The organism is Salinarimonas sp. NSM, from assembly GCF_052380005.1.
In the GTDB taxonomy this organism is placed as follows: Bacteria; Pseudomonadota; Alphaproteobacteria; order Rhizobiales; family Beijerinckiaceae; genus Salinarimonas.
This window is the reverse complement of the sequence record NZ_JBQTCJ010000003.1, coordinates 1-17177: the sequence shown is the minus strand read 5'-3', so window position 1 is coordinate 17177 and position 17177 is coordinate 1. Positions and strand designations below refer to the sequence as shown.

Genomic DNA, 17177 nt, shown 5'->3' with positions numbered 1-17177 from the left:
CTTTCCGGGTCCCCGGGCATGGGCTGCGACATCGTGGCCGTCGGGAGGCTCGCTCGCGGCGGGAAGGCGGCCGGCGATGCGTCAGAAGCGCGGCGGCAGGTCGAACGCCTCGCGGGCGGTGGCGACGGCGGCGCGCCAGCCGGGGCCGTCGAGGTTCCAGGGACGACGCTCGTAGAGGAGCGCGCCGCCGTTCGGCAACGCGTCGACGTCGACGGGCTCCGCGGGGCGCAGGCGCTCGACGCAGAGGCCGAAGGGCGTCGTCACGGCGGCCTGCGTGGCATGCGCGGCGAGCATGCGGCGCTTGAGATCGCGCCGCGTCTCGTCGAGGTCGAGAACGGTCTCCCCCGCGCCGGAGCCGGGCGCGAAGCTCTGGAAGACGCGGGTCTCTCCGTCGAGCCGGTAGAGCGGCGCCTCCACGAGCTCGGGCGCCCGCGCGCCGCCGCGAAGGGCGAGCAGGCGCGCGGCGCGGACCGCGAAGGCGACGGCGTCGTGATCGGGATGCCCGCCCTCGAGCGCATGCGTCACGACGATCTCCGGCGCCCGCGCGGCGAAGAGCGCGGCGAGGACCGAGCAGAGATCGATCAGGCGGTTCGCGCTCGTCTGGTCGCGAAAGCCGAGATGGCCGAGAGCCTCCTCGCCGATGCCCGCGAGGGCGACGGCGGCGGCCTGCTCGCGGCGCCGCGCCTGCGCATACGCCTCGCTCGTTCCGAAGCCCTGGGCCGCGGCATCGCGCCCGTCGACGGGCGCGCCGTCGGTGACCGTGACGATCTCGAGGCGCGACAGCCGCGGCATCTGCGCGCCGAGCACGATGGTCTCGTCGTCGGGATGAGCCACGACGAGCATCACGGGCGTCTCGATCGGCGCGTCGGGAGACGCCGCCAGCGCGGCGAGGAAGGCGCGTGCCGCCTCCGCGCTCGGCGCGTCGGCGCGCCCGGCCATCACGCCGCTCCGGCGGTGGCGTCGAACGGCGCGCGTCGCGCCGCGGCAGCGGGGACGATGCCCGTGCGGGCCGCGTAGCGCTCGATCATGAGGTGGCAGAACTCGGCGAAGTCCTCGTTGCGCAGCGGCGGGCTCGTGTGGTGCGGCGCGATGCCGAGATGCTCGGGCGTGAAGCAGAAGGTCACCGTCACGTCGAACTCCGCGAGCGCATCCATCATCCGGTCGAACCAGGCCTGCGCGTTCGGGCGATACCAGTCCGCCCATGAGAGACCGGTGCGCAGGTGACGCACGCCGAGCCGCCGCATCCAGGCGACCGCGTCGTCGAGCCGATGATCCTCGAAATGGAACCACTGGCACAAGCCCAGATCGGGCGTGTGCCGTGCGAAGACCTCGAGCGAGGGCTTGGGCGTCCCGTCCTCGCGGATGAGGCCCAGGTAGAAGTGGCGGTAGTAGGAGGAGCCCTCCGCCTCGCGATGGCGGGTGGTGGCCCCCCAGGCCTTGGGCAGGTCGAACAGCGAGTACCACAGGATGCGCGGCGCCTCGCCCTTCAGGAGCTCGGCGGTGCGAGCGAGGCCCCAGGCCTGCACCTCCTCGGCGCCGAAGGTGGAGACGCCGACCTCGCTCACCCAGACCGGCAGATGCGTCAGCGCCCGGATCTCGGCCACCATCCGCGGCCATTCGTGGATCGACCAGTGGTTCCAGTCGAGCGGGAAGCCGTGCACGGCGATGGCCTCGACGTGGTCGAGCACGCCGCGCGCCTCCATGTTGCGCACGAAGCCGGCATCGATCGGCGACATGCCGCCGAGCACCCGTGGCACGCCCGCGTTCGCGTCGCGGATCGCCCGCGCGCCGGCGATCGCGGTCTCGGCGAAGAGCCGCAGGTCGGGATCGAGCTCGAGGTCCCAGTGCGACTTGTTGTTCGGCTCGTTCCAGATCATCGCGGCGTCGATCATGCGGCTCGTCCCTTCCTCGGTCGTTCGGTGATGGCGTCGTCGCGCCCGCGCGCCGGGTAGACCGGCGCGGCGCCCTCGGCGCGCATGGTGCGTCGGCAGACGAAGACCTCCTTCTCGGGCTGCGAGAACGGCCGGAACCCGGCCGAGCGCAGCATGGCCTGCGTGCAGGCGCTGTTGGGCGCCCACCAATTGGTCGGGTCGCCCGCGTAGCGGTTCTCGATGAAGTGCAGCTTCGGCCAGCCCGGCGCGTCGAAGGCCTCCGTGTCGAAGAAGTCCATGTCGTCGGCGGGCTCGAGCACCTCGCTCGCCCCGCGCTGCATCGACTGGAAGACGAGCACGTCGTCGGCGACGTGCTCCCACAGGAGGTCGAGCGCGAGCAGCGGGTGGCGCAGATGGTAGGCGACGCCCATGAACAGCACGATGTCGAAGCGCTCGCCGAGCGCGCCGACGTCGTAGACGCTCATCTCCCGGAACTCGCTGTCGTGACCGAGCACCTGCGCGGCGAAGCGCGCCTGGGCGAGGTAGAACGGCTCGGAATCGATGCCGACCACGCGCCCGGCGCCGCGGCGCTTCATCTCGGCGCAGTAGAAGCCCGAGTTGCAGCCTATGTCGAGGACGGAGCGGCCGGCGAGATCCTCCGGCAGCGCGTCCCGGAAGCGCCGCCACATGATGCCCGGGAAATCGCCCAGGAAGTGGTCGGGCGCCGTCCAGACGCCGTCCAGGTACAGGTTGTGGAACCAGGGGCCGAGCGCCTCGACCCGCTCGGCTATGGCGTCACGCGACAGGCTCACGAAGGGTCTCCTCGGGGGCGTCGAGCGATGGCTCGGACGTCGCATCGCGTGGGGTGTGGTTCACCACGAGCACCCGCGCGCCGTCGGCGTCGAGGACGAGCGTGGTGCGGCTCGCGGTGGCGATCTCGATGTCGAAGACGCGCGAGAACGGCAGGCCCAGCGCCCGGCACGAGACGGCGCGGATCACGTCGCAATGGGTGACGAGGGCGAGCTCCGCGCCTGCGGGATGCACGCCCGCGATATCCGCGATGAGGCCTTCCACGCGGTCGGCGACATCGGCCATGGTCTCGCCCGCCGGCGTCGCCGCCGTGTCGCGTGCCTCGTTCCAGCGCCGCCAGACGGGATCGCCCTCGAGCTCGGCGAAGCTGCGACCGGTCCAGGGGCCGAAGTCGATCTCGTCCAGCGCGGCGTCGATCGTCACGCCGCGCCCGCGCGCCAGGATCTCCGCCGTCTCGACCGTGCGCGGCTGCGGGCTCGAGACGATCCCGGCGAGACGCACGCCCGCCAGGCTCGCGGCGAGCGCCTCCGCCTCGCGGCGCCCTTTCGAGGACAGCCGGATCGCGGGATCGCGCCCGGCGAGCGTGCCGGGCGCGCCGTCGTGCGCGCCGTGACGGACGAGGTGGAGAAGAAGGCTCATTGCAGCGTCTGCCCCGTCTTCGCGTTCCCCGGCAGGCTCGTGCCGGCCGCCTCGTCCGCCTCGTCGCCGGCGATGAACGCCTCGGTCCGCGCGTGCGCCTGCGCGTCGGTGAACTGCCGCGGCGGCGACTTCATGAAGTAGGAGGACGGTCCCACCAACGCGCCCGAAAGCCCGCGGTCGAGCGCGAGCTTGGCGCAGCGCACCGCGTCGATGACGATGCCCGCGGAGTTCGGGCTGTCCCAGACCTCGAGGCGCATCTCGAGCGAGATCGGCGCGTTGCCGAAGGCCGTGCCCTCCATGCGGATGTGCGCGACCTTGCGGTCGCCGAGCCAGGGCACGTGGTCGGAGGGGCCGATGTGGATGTCGTCCGGGTTCATCGGCGTGCCGAGCTGGCTGTCGACGGCCTGGGTCTTGGAGATCTTCTTCGAGACGAGCCGCTCGCGCTCGAGCATGTTCTCGAAGTCGGAATTGCCGCCGACGTTCAGCTGGTAGGTCCGGTCGAGCCGCACGCCGCGCTCGCGGAAGAGGTTCGTCAGCACCCGGTGCGTGATCGTGGCGCCGACCTGGCTCTTGATGTCGTCGCCGATGATCGGCACGCCGGCCTCGGCGAAGCGCCGCCGCCAGTCCGGGTTCGAGGCGAGGAAGACCGGCATGCAGTTCACGAAGGCGCAGCCCGCCTCCATCGCCCGCTCGGCGTAGAACTCCGCCGCCTTCTGCGAGCCGACCGGGAGGTAGGAGACGAGCACCTCCGTCTCCGAGCGCTTGAGCGCCTCGGTGACGTCGGCGACGGGCGCCTCGGATTCGCGCACCCGCGCGGAGAGATAGCGCCCGAGCCCGTCGAGCGTCGGCCCACGCGCGACGGTGACACCCGTCGGGGCGACCTCGGCGAAGCGCAGCGTGCCGTTGGGAGCGGCGTGGATGGCGTCGGCGAGGTCGAGCCCGACCTTCGCGTCCGTGACGTCGAAGGCGCACGACACGACGATGTCGCGCACGCGGTAGCCGCCGAGGTCTGCGTGCATGAGCCCCGGGATCGGCTCGTTCGCCGCCGCGCTCTCGTAGAAGCTCAGCCCCTGGAGGAAGGCGCTCGCGCAATTGCCGACGCCCACCAACCCGACGCGAACCGTGCCAGCGGCCATGAGGCATCCTCCCGATCCGACGATGGCCGGGGCGCCGTCGAGGCGCCGTCCGGCCGCGTTTCGCTTGCCCTGGCGCTACGCACGGGACGCCGGCTTTGTTCCCGGCGGGATGGGGATCGCTGTCGGATGGGGAGGATTCTTCTCTCGTGGGCGCGCCGGGCCGTCACCCCGCTCCGGGGTCCGCGGCGGGCGCATCCGGGGTGTCGAGCCAGAAGCGGCGCATCAGGTAGAGCGACGCGCCGCCGATGCGCCCCGTGTCGGTCTCCAGCGCCACGATCTCGGGCGTGCCGGCGCGCATCTGGGTCGGCGCGAAGCGGCAGACCACCCAGCGCTGGCGCGAACGCCCGCCGGCCTCCACCGTGTAGTCGACCCGCACCGCGTTCTCCCCGGCGGGCACGCTGCGCAGCACGGCCAGCCGGGCGCCCTCGACGTTGAGGACGGGGAGCGTGAGGCGGCACAGGCGCGCCTCCTCGCGCGCGGCGCTGCCGCAGGCGCCGAGGAGGACCGCCAGCGCCGCCAGCGCGCAGAGGGTGACGATCGGCCGGAGCACGGCTGCCCGCACCTCAGCGACGCGACAGGATCTCGGCCACGCGCGGGGCGAAGTAGGTCAGGACGCCGTCGCAGCCCGCGCGCTTGAAGGCCATGAGGCTCTCGAGCATCGCCCGCTCGCCGTCGAGCCAGCCGTTGCGCGCCGCCGCCTCGATCATCGCGTACTCGCCAGACACCTGGTAGGCGAAGGTCGGCACGCCGAAGGCGTCCTTCACCTTGGCGCAGATGTCGAGATAGGGCATGCCGGGCTTCACCATCACCATGTCGGCGCCCTCCTCGAGGTCGAGGGCGACCTCGCGCAGCGCCTCGCGGGCGTTGGCGGGATCCATCTGGTAGGTGCGCTTGTCGCCGCACAGCGTCTTGGACGTGCCGACCGCATCGCGGAACGGGCCGTAGAAGGCGCTCGCGTACTTGGCCGCGTAGGCCATGATCTGCACGTCGGCGTGGCCGGCGGCGTCGAGCGCCTCGCGGATCGCGCCGACGCGCCCGTCCATCATGTCCGAGGGGGCGATCACGTCGGACCCGGCCTGCGCCTGCAGCACCGCCTGGCGCGCCAGCGTCTCCACCGTCTCGTCGTTGAGGATGGTCTCCCCGGCGAGCAGCCCGTCGTGGCCGTGGGAGGTGTAGGGGTCGAGCGCCACGTCGGTGACGAGGCCGACCGTTCCCACCACCCGCTTGATCGCGCGGCTCGCGCGGCAGACGAGGTTCTCCGGGTTGAGCGCCTCCGAGCCCCGCTCGTCGCGCTTGGCCGGATCGGTGTTGGGGAAGAGCGCCAGCGCCGGGATGCCGAGCGCGGCCGCCCGCTCCGCCTCGGCCACCGCCTCGTCGACGGAGAGCCGCACCACGCCGGGCATGGAGGGCACCTCCTGGCGCACACCCTCCCCGTCCGTGAGGAAGAGCGGCCAGATCAGGTCGTCGACGGTGAGCGTGTTCTCGCGCACCATCCGGCGCGACCAGTCGGCCTTGCGGTTGCGGCGCGGGCGATGGCGCAGGTCCAGCCGGCCGTGCACCTCCTGCGCGGCGGAGGCACCCAGGTCGCCGGCACGGGAGGACGGATCGGAACCGGGACGCTGGAACGGTGTGTGGCTCGACATCGACGGGTCTCCGTGCCGGCCCGGGGGAGACGGAGAGGGCCGACGATGCGTTTGGAACAGGTCTAGCATGGGGCGCATCCCGCGCCATGCGCAAGGACACGGATGCCGCGGTCGGGGCGAACGGGCGCGGCAGCGCCGCCCTCAAGCCACACGGATCAGCACGATCCCCGCCAGCACCGCGCCCGCACCCGACAGCTTCGCCCGGTCGAGCCGCTCCCGCAGCCGCAGGCGCGCCAGCGCCAGGGCGAACAGGATGCTCGTCTCGCGCAGCGCCGCGACGAGGGCGATGGGGGCGTGGGCGAGCGCCCACAGCGCGATCCAGTAGCAGCCGAAGGCGATCGATCCGGCGAGGAGGCCCACCCGCCAATGCGGCCTCATCGCCTCGAAGGCGGGCCGCCCCCGGGTCGCCGCGGCGAAGAGGATCATGCCGAGCCCGTCGAGGACGAACATCCAGGCGGCGAAGGCGGCGACCTCGCCGGCGAGCCGCACGCCGATGCCGTCGATCACCGTATAGGCCGCCGCGCTCCCCGCGGCGCCGAGCGTGATCGCGAGCGTCGCCGCACGCGCACCGGCGATCGCGCTGCCGCTCGCGCCGGATCCCGACAGGATCACCACGCCCGCCCCGATCACCGCGACGCCGACGAGCCCGAGCAGGGGGACGCTCTCGCCGAGGAGCCCGATCGAGGCGCCGGTGACGAGCGCGAGGGTGAGGCCGCGCATGATCGGGTAGATCCGCGCGAGCTCGCCGGTGTCGTAGGCGCGCGCCAGGAACACCTTGTAGGTCGTGTGCGGGATCGCGGTGAGCAGGAGCCACGGCCACGCCGCCGCCGCGGGCAGCGGCACGACGGGAACGATCGCGCAGGCGATGCCGGTCTGCACCACGGCGATCATCAGCATCATCGTGAAGCGATCGACGTTCGCCTTGACGAGCGCGTTCCAGGCGGCGTGCAGGAAGGCCGCGAAGAGGATCGCGGCGAGGACGAGGGGATCCATCGCATGTCCACCTGCGCGGGCGGGTCGGTCCGCGCGACCGGCCGAGCCTTAGCGTGCGTTCGGGCGCGATGGCAACGTGCAGCACCGCGCGCGCCGTCGACCGGCCGCTCCCCGCATTGACGCCCCCTCCCCCGCCCGCCTAAACCCGTTCCCACAGGAAGGCACGCATGACCGACACACGAGACGCCCATTGCCGCATCGAGGGCGCCGCCGGGCTGATCACGCTCGATCGGCCCCGGGCGCTCAACGCGCTCACCCTCGACGCCGTGCGCGCCATGCGCGCCGCGCTAGACGCGTGGGTGAGCGATCCGGCGGTGACGCGGGTCGTCATCGAGGGCGCGGGCGAGAAGGCGTTCTGCGCGGGCGGCGACATCCGCATGCTGGTGGAGGCCGGCAAGGCGGGACGGCGGGAGGAGGCGCACGCCTTCTGGCGCGAGGAATACGAGCTGAACGCGCTCATCGAATCGTACCCGAAGCCCTACGTCGCGCTGATCGACGGCATCGTCATGGGCGGGGGCGTCGGCGTCTCGCTGCACGGCTCCCACCGGGTGGCGGGCGAGCGCTACCTCTTCGCCATGCCCGAGGTCGGCATCGGCTTCTTCCCCGACGTCGGCGCGAGCTTCGCCCTGCCGCGGCTGCCGGGGCGGACGGGCCTCTGGCTCGCGCTCACGGGCGCGCGGATCGGCCCCGCAGACGCGCTCGCCCTGGGGCTCGCGACGCACACGGTCGACAGCGCCGCCATCGCGGGCGTCCGCGCGGGCCTCATCGCGGGCGAAGACCCGGACGCGCTGATCGAACGCCATCGCCGCGACCCCGGCCCGGCGCCGATCGAGGCGAAGGCCGCGACCATCGACGCCTGCTTCGCGGAAGTCTCCGTCGAGGCCGTCCTCGCCGCGCTCCAGCGGATGGCGCAGGCCGGCGACGCACCCGCGGCTGAGATGCGCGACGCGCTGGCCGCGAAGTCGCCGACGTCGCTGAAGCTCGCCTTCGAGCAGATGCGCCGCGGGGCGGGCCTCTCCTTCGCGGACGCGATGCGGATGGAGTGGCGCATCGTCTCGCGCATCCTCGACGGTCACGACTTCTACGAAGGCGTGCGCGCGGTCGTCGTCGACAAGGACCACGCCCCGCGCTGGAGCCCGCCGCGGCTCGAGGACGTGACGCCCGAGGCGATCGAGGCCTATTTCGCGCCGCTCGGCGACGACGAGCTCGTCCTCTGATGTGGCCCTTCCGGCGTCGCGCCGGCGCCTCCGAGGAGGGCCGTCCCGAGCCCTCCTCGGTCGACGCGGCGCTCAAGCTGTCCGAGCCCGCCTCCGGGCGGGGCCTGCGCTGGGACAGGACGCTGACCTGGTTCATGCGGCTCATGGCGCTCCTGTGGATCGCCAAGGGCCTGTCCTTCTGGGCGGTGATCGTCGGCGCGAGCGCGATGGTCCCGCCCTTCGAGGACCGCACGCTCGGCTTCCAGGCGGCGATCGTCTACTTCGCCGTGATCGACCCGATCGCCGCCGTCGGCCTCTGGCTCACGGCCACCTGGGGCGGGGTCCTGTGGCTGCTCGCGGTCATGAGCCACCTCATCCTGGCGGTGTTCTTTCCGGGCGTCGTGCCCGTCAGCCTCACGCTCGCGACGGCCTATTGTGGGCTGATGGTTACCTATCTCCTGATCTCGTTCCTCGCATCCGGTGAAGACGAGTAAGGGTTAATGAGATCTCGCCTAGATCTCACAAGGCCTAGAGCCTTTGACGATGAATATCGGCGTATCTTTCCGGGAATCGCCGAATCGTGGAAACTTGTCGTTCATCGTGTCGTTTAAACTCGTTTTTATCGGAGCAACCTAGTTTCGCCTCATGAACGAGCCGGGAACCCGGCCACTACACAAGAACAGTGAGGCGCATGATGAACACTCTGGCGAAGTCCATCGTCGAGCCCGTGTCCCGCGAGGAGACGCCCGGCCCCGTGAAGCCCGCCTACCTCGAGGCCCTGCACCTCGTTGAGCGCCTGCACCGGCGGCTGCTCGACGTGATCAAGGACGAGTTCGAGCGGCGCGGCCGCGACGACGTCAACTCGGTCCAGGCCCTTCTGCTCTACAACATCGGCGACAAGGAGCTGACGGCGAGCGAGCTGCGCACCCGCGGCTACTATCTCGGCTCGAACGTCTCCTACAACGTCAAGAAGCTCGTCGAGATGGGCTATCTCCACCACGCCCGCTCGCGCGTCGACCGCCGCGCGGTGCGCATCTCCCTCACCGAGAGCGGCAAGGAGGTGCACGACATCGTGCACGCCCTCTACGAGAAGCACTCGCGCACGATCGAGCCGATCGGCGGCATCTCGGACGAGGACTTCGGCCGCCTCAACACGGCGCTGACGCGGCTCGAGCGCTTCTGGACGGACCAGATCCGCTACCGCCTCTGATCCGAAGGCGACGGGGCCGGACGCGAACGCGCACGGCGCGGCCGAGAGGTCGCGCCGTGCGCGCGTGCGATTCTTGCCCATCCGCGATTCCGACGCGCGCCCGCACACGGCACGTTGCCGCTCTTGCGTCGTGCGCTTACGAACGACGTCCCAAAGACTTCGGAACGGTTCATCATGTCGGTTCGCGTTGCGTCGCTGGTGTCCTTCGTGGCGCTGGCCGTGTCCTCGTCGGCGATCGCCCAGACGCCGGAATTCCAGGCCCAGTACGGCCTCTCCATGATCGGCGCACAGGTGCCGCTATCCCTCGGCTTCACCGGGGCGAACGTCCCGGTCGCCATCATGGATACCGGGCTCCAGCTCGATCATCCCGAGTTCATCGGCCGCATCGGTCCCTCGTTCGACATGTACACGGGCGGCCCGGTCACCAGTGATTCGGACGAGCACGGCACGCACGTGGCGGGCATCATCGGCGCCGCGCGGGACGGGCGCGAGATGATGGGCGTGGCGCCCGGCGCGCGCCTCCTTCCGGTGCTCATCCTCCAGGGCGGGAGCATCAGCTTCGCCGACATGGAGCGGCTCCTGCCGGCGGGATATCGCGCCGCCTACGGCAACGGCGCGCGCATCATCAACAATTCCTGGGGCGTCTCGGTGCGCACGCCCGAGGTCGCGCGCGCCGATTTCGCGGGCGAGTTTCCCGGGCTGCTCCAGGCCTATCGCGACCTCGTCGCCGGCGGCGCCGTGCAGGTCTGGGCCACGGGCAACGACAGCTTCGACCAGCCGGGCATCCTCACCGGCCTGCCCTACCTCTTCCCCGAGCTCCAGCGCGGCTGGCTCGCGGTGACCTCGGTCGGTCGCGACGGAATCATCACGCGATACGCCAACCGCTGCGGCGTCGCGATGGACTACTGCCTCGCCGCCCCCGGCGGCGGCGACGACCAGGACCGGGACGGCATCTACTCGACCGTCCCCGGCAGCACCTACAAGCGCCTGTCCGGCACCTCGATGGCCGCGCCGCACGTCTCGGGCGCGCTCGCCGTCGCCAAGGAGATGTTCCCGGCCGCCGGCGCGCAGGATCTCGCCCAGCTCCTGCTGCAGACGGCCAACGACCTCGGCGCGCCGGGCGTCGACCCGGTCTACGGCTGGGGCCTGCTCAGCCTCTCGAACCTCGCCGCCACTCGCGACACCCGCGCGGGCGGCTCGTTCGCGGCGATGGCGACGCACCGCTTCGGCAGCGTCTCGCAGGTCACGGCGGCGATCGGCAACCAGATCGGCGCGGGCGCCGTCGGCGCGCCCCTCCCCGCGCAGAGCGCCTCCGGCGGGCCGGTCGTGGCCTACGCCAATCTCGGCGCCGCCACCGGAACGGTGGGCCTCGCGACCGACGGCACGGTGGACGGGTCGGTCTGGGTGCGCGGGCTCTGGGGCCAGGCACGGCTCGACGGCGGGCCGCGCGGGCCGGGCTCGACCACGGACCTCTCCGGCGTGCTCGCCGGCGTCGAGCTCGCGCCGAGCGCGGGCCTGCGGCTCGGCGTCGGCGTCGGCGCGACCCGCAGCGAGACCGACTTCGCGACCGGCGGCGACGCCGCCGAGGGCGACGCGCGCCACCTCTTCGCCTACGCCACGCTCGGCCGCGGCGCCTTCTTCGCCGACGTGATCGGGCAGGTCGCCGGCTTCGAGGACACGCTCACCCGCCGCAGCATCCCGGGGCTCGGCACGACGCGCGCCTTCGTCGGGCGCACGGACGTGTCCGGCACGGCGCTCGACGCGCGGCTGCGCTTCGGGGCGCGCTTCGAGGCTGCCTTCGGCGCGCTCTCGCCCTACCTGCACGCCTCGGGCTCCTGGCAGCGCACGGACGCCGCCACCGAGACCGGTGCGGGCATCCTGTCGCTCACCCTGCCGGCGCAGGAGCACGCCCGCGCCGCCTTCGGCCCCGGCCTGCGGGTGGCTTTCGCGCCGCTGGCGCTGTCGCAGACGCTGCGGCTCGCACCCGAGCTCGACCTCGCCTACGCCCGCCGCTCCGGCGACCTGGCACCGGCGACCGCGGTCGACCTGCTCGGCACCCGCATCGTGGCGCGCGCGAACGGCGTCGGCCGCGACGCGCTGGAGGTGGGCGCCCGCCTGCGGATCGAGGCGACGGACGCCCGGCTCACCGGCGAGGTCGCCTATACCGGGTCGTTCGACGAGACGGCGCGGAGCCATACGGTGACGGCGGGCGTCGGGCTGCGGTTCTGAGGCGGCGGGACCCTCCCGCGCCCGCGGCTCGGACCCGCGCTCACCGCAAGTCCGACGCGTAGTGCACCCGCTCGGTCCGGCACAGGGAGAGCCGCCATTCCACCGGCGCGCCGTCGATGGCGGTGGCGATGCGGTCGACCTGGAGGAGCGGGGCGCCGGGGGAGACTCCGAGGGCCTCGGCGATGCGCGCCGGTGCCTCGATCGCCTTGAGGCGCTCGACCGCTCGGCCGACGGAGACGCCGTAGAGGTTGGCGTACATCTCGTAGAGATTGTTGGGCAGGTCGCGCTTGTCGAGATCCGGGAAGCGCGCCTTCTCCACCACGATGCGCTCGTGGACGCATTCGCGCCCGTCGAGCGCGCGCACGCGCTCGAGCCGCACGACCCGCGTCCCGCGCGCCAGGGCGAGCCGCGTCGCCTCGGCCGCGTCGGCGCGACCGGTCCCGACGGACAGGAAGCGGCTCGTGGGGAAGCGGGCCGGCCCGTCGTCCGGCACGAGCTTGAAGAACTGGAACAGGATGCGCGCGTCGTCGTGGCGCGCGACGTAGGTCCCCCGGCCCTGCCGGCGCACGACGAGCCGCTCCGCCGCCATGGCGTCGAGCGCCTTGCGCACGGTGCCCTGCGAGACGCCGAGATCGGCGGCGAGCTCGGGCTCGCTCGGGATCGCGGCGCCCGCCTGCCAGACGCCGTCCCCGATGCGCTTGACGAGAACGTCGCGGACCCGGCGGTAGAGTGGGCGATAGCCCAGCGCGTCCTGCGCCGCCTCGCGCTCGATCATCGCGTCCGCATCCTTCCGTCGGCTGGTCCTTCGTCGTCTATCTTATAGAGGATCAGGGACATGACAAGCGATTGCGTCGGCGGCCGCATCGCGTCAAGGCCCCTACTCCGCCTCCGGCGGCAGCCCGATCCGGTAGACGCCCTTGAAGTCGTCCGGGTCGACCGGCCGGCCCTTGCGCAGGATGGCGACACGCCCCTCCTTGGCGAGCGCGACCGCCGCACGGCGGACCGGCTGCATCAGGGGGCCCCAGCCCTCGGGATGCGGCCCGCCGAGCGCGCGGGCGACCTCGGAGGGGCAGATCGTCTTCCCCGGCCCTCGCTGCGCGACGAGGTCTAGGAGGGTGCGGGAGACGTCGTCGGGAGCGGGGTTCGTCATGCGCCCACCCTTACGCGCGATCGGTCGGGACATCCAGGGCGGCGAGCGCGTCGGACCGGAACTGCCGTTGCGCCATCACGACGAGGACCGCGGCCGTCGCCGCGATCAGCACCCATGGCCCGACGAACCAGCCGAGGTAGCCGAGCGCGAAGAAGAACGCCCGCTGCCCCCGATTGAAGTGGCCGCCGGCGACGATCGTCATCCGCGCCGCCCGCTCCGCCGCCACCGCCGCCTCCGGCGCACCGCCGTCCTGCGGGATCGCGCCGACCAGGATCGCGGCGTAGTTGAACAGCCGGTAGGACCAGGCGAACTTGAAGAAGGCGTAGACGAAGATCACGCCGAGCCCGAACACCTTCGCCTCGAAGGCGAGCCGCGTCGTGGCGACGCCGAAGGGCAGATCGGCGAACAGCGCGAGCGCGGTCTCGGTCGCCTGGATCAGCGCCAGGACGGCGCCGACCGCGAGCAGCGCCGTCGAGGCGAAGAAGGCCGCACCCGATTGGAGCGAAGCCATGATGGTCGAATCGACGATGCGGTTCTCCCGCCCGAGCAGCTCGCGCATCCAGGCGCGCCGGTGCGCGGCCATGCGCGTGTTGAGCGAGCGCCGCGCCGGCCCGAGCCGCTCGACCGCGAGATGATAGCCACCCCACGCCGCCGCGAAGAAGGCGAGCGCGACGAGATCCAGGTTCGAGAAGCCGAGAGAGGCGGTCATGGTCCCCCGTTCCTGCCGGATGGCATCCGAGGGCTCGCGCTTGCGTGCGCGGGCCCGGTTTGCGACCCTCGCACGAAAGCACGGACGAGGAGCGGAGCGCGACCATGCCCCAGACGATCGTGAAGGGCTACGAGGCCCTGATGGAGGAGGCGAACGCCCGCATCGAGACGCTGCCCGTGGCGGACGCGATGGCGCTCGCCGGCCGCGAGGACGTCGTGTTCGTCGACCTGCGCGATCCGCGCGAGCTCGAGCGCGAGGGCCGCATGCCAGGCGCGGTGCATTGCCCGCGCGGCATGCTGGAGTTCTGGATCGACCCGCGGAGCCCCTACCACAAGCCGGTGTTCGCGCAGGATAAGCGCTTCGTCTTCTTCTGCGCCGGCGGCTGGCGCTCGGCGCTCGCGGCGGCCAGGGCCGACGAGATGGGGCTGAAGCCCGTCGCCCACGTGGAGGGCGGCTTCAAGGCCTGGAAGGAAGCCGGCGGCCCGGTGGAGACGTCCTGACGGCGCGTGCGCCGTGTGTGCCCGGCACGTCATACGCAACAGGACGACTTTCCGAGACCGCGAAAGTATGATCTCTCCGGCTGGCACCGCTCCGACGCGAGGGCCCGCCATGACCGACACGACCGAGACCGCCGCCACCGGCTCCGCTCCCCTCCCCAGCCCGCTGCAATATCTCGACCGCGCCATCGGCCGCCTGCGCGAGCTCGGCCTCGTGCCGGAGGTGCGCAGCGACGAGGCGCCCGTCGTCGCGCTCCTCGACCGCATCCAGCTCCTCGCCCCCGAGCAGGTCGCGGTGATCGCCCGCACGCTCTCGCAGCAATCGCTGTTCAACGAGGTCGTGCGCGAGCAGGTCCGGCAGATGGAGGTGGCCCAGCGCTACGAGACCATCACCAACGCCTTCAACTCGATCCGCGACGATTCGAAGATGCTGGTCGACCAGATGGAGGACGGGCGCGTCTCGGTCGGCGAGCGATTCGCCAACATGATGATGAAGATGACCCGCGGCGACATCGCCCAGCGCTTCGCCGAGATCCGCGAGACCTATCTCGACGTCGCGCGCGACACGAAGGCGAACATCGACCGCGAGCACGTCATCCTCGAGGCCTACCAGGACTTCCGCGGCGCGCTCAAGCAGGCCGAGATCGCCGCGCTGGAGGTGCTGCGGGTCGCCGGCGGCAAGCTCGAGGAGGCCAAGGGGGCGCTGAAGCAGTCCTCCGACGCGGTCGCCGCCTTCGCCGGCTCGGACCCCGCCGAGCGCGCCCGGCTCGAGCTCGCCCGCGACGAGAAGATGCGCGCGCTTCGCGCCGAGGAGGGCCGCTTCCAGATCGCCAAGGACCTCTCCGACAACCTCACCATCGGCTACAACACGTCCGAGGTGGTGATGGCGCGGCTGATGCAGACGACATCGGCCAAGGAGCGCGTCTACCAGCAGGCGATCTCGTTCTTCTCCACGAACGAGTCGGTGTTCACCGCGCTCTCCGCCTCGCTCACCGGCATCTTCGGCCTGCACGAATCGACGAAGACGCTCGACGCCATGAAGGAGGGCGCCGCGCAGTCGCTCGAGGTGCTGGCCGAGATCGGCGGCAAGGTGCAGGAGGAGGCGCTCAAGGCCGGCTACGGCCCGACGATCCGCGCCGACGCCGTCAAAGCGCTCGTCGATTCGGTGATCAACTTCCAGACGCGCTCCTTCGAGATCATCGAGGAGATGCGCGTCTCCGCGACGAAGAATTCCGAGGAGATCCGCGAGGCGGTCGAGGACGGCAAGCGTCGGATGGCGCGCCTCGCCGAGGAGGGCAAGGGGCTCGAGCTGCCCGCCTGACGCAGGCCGGGATACGCGGCGGGAAACGGGAGCGAGGCATGGCGGGCGGGGTCGACGCCGAGCGGGGCGGGCTCGACGAGCTGATGCTGGCGATGGACGTGGTGGACACGCTCCGCCACGAGGAGGCGGCGCTCACCCGCGAGATCTCCCGCGACGAGCGCGAGGACGTGCTCATGGAGCGCCTGCGCGGCCTCTACGCCGCGCAGGGCATCGCCGTGACGGACGAGGCGCTGCACGCCGGAATCGCGGCGCTGCGGGAGAAGCGCTTCGCCTACGTGCGTCGCGGCTCGGCGCTCGGCCGGCGGCTCGCGGGGCTGTGGATCGCCCGCGGCAAGATCGCCGCGGTGGCGGGGCTGGTTCTGCTCATCGCGGTCGGCGGCGTCGGCTGGTCGGCCTGGCGCGCCGGCGAGGCCGAGCGCGCGCGGATCGCGCAGGCGGAACTGATCGGCAGCGTCCTCCCGCAGCGCCTCTCCGCGGCCCACGCCGCCGCCCTGGCCGAGGCGCGCGTGCCGGACGCGCGGGAGCAGGCGGACGCCCTGCGCACGCGCGCCGAGGGCTACCTCGCTGCCGGCGACGCCGCGCGCGCGTCGGCCACGGTGGCGGAGCTGGAGGCGCTGCGCGATGCGCTCGCTCTCTCCTACGTGCTGCGCATCGTCGTCGACGAGGAGATCCCCACCGGCGTCTTCCGCATTCCCGACGCCAACGAGCGGGCGCGCAACTACTACCTCGTCGTCCAGCCGATCGGCCCGGACGGCCGCGTGCTGGAACTCCCCGTCGAGAGCGAGGAGACGAACGAGACGACGCGCGTCTCGGTCTTCGGCGTGCGCGTGCCCGAGCGCACGTTCGAGGCCGTGCGGCGCGACAAGGAGGACGACGGCATCATCCGCGACGACGTTCTCGGCGAGAAGCCGCGCGGGGCGCTCGATGTCGAGTGGGCCATGCCCGTCGAGGGCGGCCGGATCACGGATTGGTGAGCCCCATGAGCGTCGACACCGCCCGCAGCGTGCGCGCCCGCATCGACGAGGCGCAGCGCAGGGCCCGTGCGGACGAGACCCGCCTCGCCGCGGCCGCGGCGTCCGCGGAGGCCGACCTGACGCAGGCCCGTGCGCGGGAGGCGCAGGCGCACGCCGCCCTCGCCCGCCATCGTCTCCAGGCGCTCGCCGAGGACGGCGCCGCCGCCGCCCTCGACAGGGCCGAACGCGAGGCGCTCGCGATCCTGGAGGAGCGGCGCGGCGCGCTCGACGCACTCCGCGCGCGGGTCGCCGCGCTCGAGGCGCGGGAGCGCGATACGGCCCGCGAGCGGGACGACCGCGTTGCCGCCCTCGACGCGGCGGAGGCCGCGACGGACGCGCTCGAGGCGCGCGTCGAGGACGAGATCCCCGGCGATGCCGCCTGGGCGGAGGCGAGCGCCGCGCTCGCCGCGCTCGCCGAGCAGGCCTCGGCCGCCCGCACCAAGGCCGAGCGCGCGGAGAGCGAGCGCGCGGACAAGCGCGCGCCCTACGACGCCGACCCACTCTTCGCCTACCTGCTGGCGCGCGGCTTCGGCACGAGCGCCTATCGCGGCGGCGGCTTCTCCCGATGGGGCGACGGCAAGGTCGCGGACCTGATCGGCTTCGAGGAGCTGCGCCGGGACTACCGCATGCTCGTCGAGATCCCCGACCGGCTGCGCGCGCACGCCGAGCGCATCGACGGCGAGGCGGCGCGGGCGCAGGCGCGACGCGAGGCGATCGAGCGCGCGGCGCTCGTCGCGGCGGGGATCGGGCCGCTCGAGGC

At 72.5% G+C, this 17177-nt stretch carries 18 protein-coding genes and 1 pseudogene; 8 read left to right on the top strand and 11 right to left on the bottom strand.

Features of this window, described 5'->3' with window-relative positions; all coding sequences use genetic code 11:
- Positions 1-81: 81 nt before the first annotated feature.
- The 8 genes from ACTZWW_RS02305 to ACTZWW_RS02270 all read right to left on the bottom strand — a co-directional run bounded on the left by ACTZWW_RS02305 (position 82) and on the right by ACTZWW_RS02270 (position 7092).
- Positions 82-939, bottom strand: coding sequence for a PIG-L deacetylase family protein (locus tag ACTZWW_RS02305; protein WP_444779315.1), 858 nt, complete (start codon positions 937-939; stop codon positions 82-84).
- Positions 939-1892, bottom strand: coding sequence for a beta-xylosidase (locus ACTZWW_RS02300; RefSeq protein WP_444779314.1), 954 nt, complete (start codon positions 1890-1892; stop codon positions 939-941). Before ACTZWW_RS02300 ends, ACTZWW_RS02305 begins: the two co-directional genes overlap by 1 nt.
- A complete protein-coding gene (locus tag ACTZWW_RS02295) occupies positions 1889-2677 on the bottom strand; it encodes a TIGR04290 family methyltransferase (protein WP_444779404.1) in 789 nt (262 codons plus the stop codon). Before ACTZWW_RS02295 ends, ACTZWW_RS02300 begins: the two co-directional genes overlap by 4 nt.
- Positions 2667-3320: a histidine phosphatase family protein gene (locus tag ACTZWW_RS02290; protein WP_444779313.1), complete on the bottom strand. Its 654-nt coding sequence runs from the start codon at positions 3318-3320 to the stop codon at positions 2667-2669. Before ACTZWW_RS02290 ends, ACTZWW_RS02295 begins: the two co-directional genes overlap by 11 nt.
- Positions 3317-4456 (bottom strand): inositol-3-phosphate synthase, encoded by a 1140-nt coding sequence (locus tag ACTZWW_RS02285; RefSeq protein WP_444779312.1) that lies wholly within the window; start codon positions 4454-4456, stop codon positions 3317-3319. The genes ACTZWW_RS02290 and ACTZWW_RS02285 overlap by 4 nt, the downstream gene beginning before the upstream one ends.
- A 163-nt stretch (positions 4457-4619) precedes the next feature.
- Positions 4620-5006 carry a hypothetical protein gene (locus tag ACTZWW_RS02280; RefSeq protein ID WP_444779311.1) on the bottom strand — a complete coding sequence of 129 codons (387 nt, stop codon included), beginning with the start codon at positions 5004-5006 and terminating at the stop codon, positions 4620-4622.
- Between the two features lie 13 nt (positions 5007-5019).
- Positions 5020-6099 (bottom strand): porphobilinogen synthase, encoded by a 1080-nt coding sequence (gene hemB / locus ACTZWW_RS02275; protein ID WP_444779310.1) that lies wholly within the window; start codon positions 6097-6099, stop codon positions 5020-5022.
- 141 nt (positions 6100-6240) lie between these two features.
- Entirely contained in the window at positions 6241-7092 is an 852-nt protein-coding gene (locus tag ACTZWW_RS02270) for an EamA family transporter (RefSeq protein WP_444779309.1), read from the bottom strand.
- A gap of 167 nt (positions 7093-7259) precedes the next feature.
- On the opposite strand from ACTZWW_RS02270, the gene ACTZWW_RS02265 reads away from it, so the two are divergent.
- From ACTZWW_RS02265 to ACTZWW_RS02250, 4 genes are all read left to right on the top strand, one after another.
- Positions 7260-8309 (top strand): enoyl-CoA hydratase/isomerase family protein, encoded by a 1050-nt coding sequence (locus ACTZWW_RS02265; protein WP_444779308.1) that lies wholly within the window; start codon positions 7260-7262, stop codon positions 8307-8309.
- Positions 8309-8782, top strand: coding sequence for a DUF6163 family protein (locus ACTZWW_RS02260; RefSeq protein WP_444779307.1), 474 nt, complete (start codon positions 8309-8311; stop codon positions 8780-8782). The genes ACTZWW_RS02265 and ACTZWW_RS02260 overlap by 1 nt, the downstream gene beginning before the upstream one ends.
- A 200-nt stretch (positions 8783-8982) precedes the next feature.
- A complete protein-coding gene (ldtR, locus tag ACTZWW_RS02255; RefSeq protein WP_444779403.1) occupies positions 8983-9498 on the top strand; it encodes a transcriptional regulator LdtR in 516 nt (171 codons plus the stop codon).
- Positions 9499-9672: 174 nt separating this feature from the next.
- Positions 9673-11727: a S8 family peptidase gene (locus tag ACTZWW_RS02250; RefSeq protein ID WP_444779306.1), complete on the top strand. Its 2055-nt coding sequence runs from the start codon at positions 9673-9675 to the stop codon at positions 11725-11727.
- Between the two features lie 40 nt (positions 11728-11767).
- Here ACTZWW_RS02250 and ACTZWW_RS02245 read toward each other — a convergent pair whose 3' ends face one another.
- From ACTZWW_RS02245 to ACTZWW_RS02235, 3 genes are all read right to left on the bottom strand, one after another.
- Positions 11768-12502, bottom strand: a complete 735-nt coding sequence (locus ACTZWW_RS02245; protein WP_444779305.1) for a GntR family transcriptional regulator — start codon at positions 12500-12502, stop codon at positions 11768-11770.
- Between the two features lie 102 nt (positions 12503-12604).
- Positions 12605-12877 carry a DUF3253 domain-containing protein gene (locus tag ACTZWW_RS02240; RefSeq protein WP_444779304.1) on the bottom strand — a complete coding sequence of 91 codons (273 nt, stop codon included), beginning with the start codon at positions 12875-12877 and terminating at the stop codon, positions 12605-12607.
- A gap of 10 nt (positions 12878-12887) precedes the next feature.
- A complete protein-coding gene (locus ACTZWW_RS02235; RefSeq protein ID WP_444779303.1) occupies positions 12888-13586 on the bottom strand; it encodes a DUF599 domain-containing protein in 699 nt (232 codons plus the stop codon).
- A gap of 104 nt (positions 13587-13690) precedes the next feature.
- On the opposite strand from ACTZWW_RS02235, the gene ACTZWW_RS02230 reads away from it, so the two are divergent.
- From ACTZWW_RS02230 to ACTZWW_RS02215, 4 genes and pseudogenes are all read left to right on the top strand, one after another.
- Complete coding sequence (locus ACTZWW_RS02230; RefSeq protein ID WP_444779302.1) at positions 13691-14086, top strand: rhodanese-like domain-containing protein; 396 nt, start codon at positions 13691-13693, stop codon at positions 14084-14086.
- Between the two features lie 109 nt (positions 14087-14195).
- Positions 14196-15404, top strand: coding sequence for a cell surface protein (locus ACTZWW_RS02225; RefSeq protein ID WP_444779301.1), 1209 nt, complete (start codon positions 14196-14198; stop codon positions 15402-15404).
- Between the two features lie 38 nt (positions 15405-15442).
- Positions 15443-16378 (top strand): DUF6384 family protein, encoded by a 936-nt coding sequence (locus ACTZWW_RS02220; RefSeq protein ID WP_444779300.1) that lies wholly within the window; start codon positions 15443-15445, stop codon positions 16376-16378.
- A 5-nt stretch (positions 16379-16383) separates the two neighbouring features.
- A pseudogene (locus ACTZWW_RS02215) lies at positions 16384-17177 on the top strand (hypothetical protein); the annotation flags it as partial.

What these genes read in the sequence shown, in the direction of transcription:
- ACTZWW_RS02300 (WP_444779314.1), bottom strand. Translation starts at nt 1,892, where the DNA reads ATGATCGACGCCGCGATGATCTGGAACGAGCCGAACAACAAGTCGCAC.
- ACTZWW_RS02285 (WP_444779312.1), bottom strand. Translation starts at nt 4,456, where the DNA reads ATGGCCGCTGGCACGGTTCGCGTCGGGTTGGTGGGCGTCGGCAATTGC.
- ACTZWW_RS02290 (WP_444779313.1), bottom strand. Translation starts at nt 3,320, where the DNA reads ATGAGCCTTCTTCTCCACCTCGTCCGTCACGGCGCGCACGACGGCGCG.
- ACTZWW_RS02270 (WP_444779309.1), bottom strand. Translation starts at nt 7,092, where the DNA reads ATGGATCCCCTCGTCCTCGCCGCGATCCTCTTCGCGGCCTTCCTGCAC.
- hemB (WP_444779310.1), bottom strand. Translation starts at nt 6,099, where the DNA reads ATGTCGAGCCACACACCGTTCCAGCGTCCCGGTTCCGATCCGTCCTCC.
- ACTZWW_RS02230 (WP_444779302.1), top strand. Translation starts at nt 13,691, where the DNA reads ATGCCCCAGACGATCGTGAAGGGCTACGAGGCCCTGATGGAGGAGGCG.
- ACTZWW_RS02235 (WP_444779303.1), bottom strand. Translation starts at nt 13,586, where the DNA reads ATGACCGCCTCTCTCGGCTTCTCGAACCTGGATCTCGTCGCGCTCGCC.
- ACTZWW_RS02225 (WP_444779301.1), top strand. Translation starts at nt 14,196, where the DNA reads ATGACCGACACGACCGAGACCGCCGCCACCGGCTCCGCTCCCCTCCCC.
- ACTZWW_RS02240 (WP_444779304.1), bottom strand. Translation starts at nt 12,877, where the DNA reads ATGACGAACCCCGCTCCCGACGACGTCTCCCGCACCCTCCTAGACCTC.
- ACTZWW_RS02305 (WP_444779315.1), bottom strand. Translation starts at nt 939, where the DNA reads ATGGCCGGGCGCGCCGACGCGCCGAGCGCGGAGGCGGCACGCGCCTTC.
- ACTZWW_RS02245 (WP_444779305.1), bottom strand. Translation starts at nt 12,502, where the DNA reads ATGATCGAGCGCGAGGCGGCGCAGGACGCGCTGGGCTATCGCCCACTC.
- ACTZWW_RS02260 (WP_444779307.1), top strand. Translation starts at nt 8,309, where the DNA reads ATGTGGCCCTTCCGGCGTCGCGCCGGCGCCTCCGAGGAGGGCCGTCCC.
- ACTZWW_RS02220 (WP_444779300.1), top strand. Translation starts at nt 15,443, where the DNA reads ATGGCGGGCGGGGTCGACGCCGAGCGGGGCGGGCTCGACGAGCTGATG.
- ldtR (WP_444779403.1), top strand. Translation starts at nt 8,983, where the DNA reads ATGAACACTCTGGCGAAGTCCATCGTCGAGCCCGTGTCCCGCGAGGAG.
- ACTZWW_RS02265 (WP_444779308.1), top strand. Translation starts at nt 7,260, where the DNA reads ATGACCGACACACGAGACGCCCATTGCCGCATCGAGGGCGCCGCCGGG.
- ACTZWW_RS02250 (WP_444779306.1), top strand. Translation starts at nt 9,673, where the DNA reads ATGTCGGTTCGCGTTGCGTCGCTGGTGTCCTTCGTGGCGCTGGCCGTG.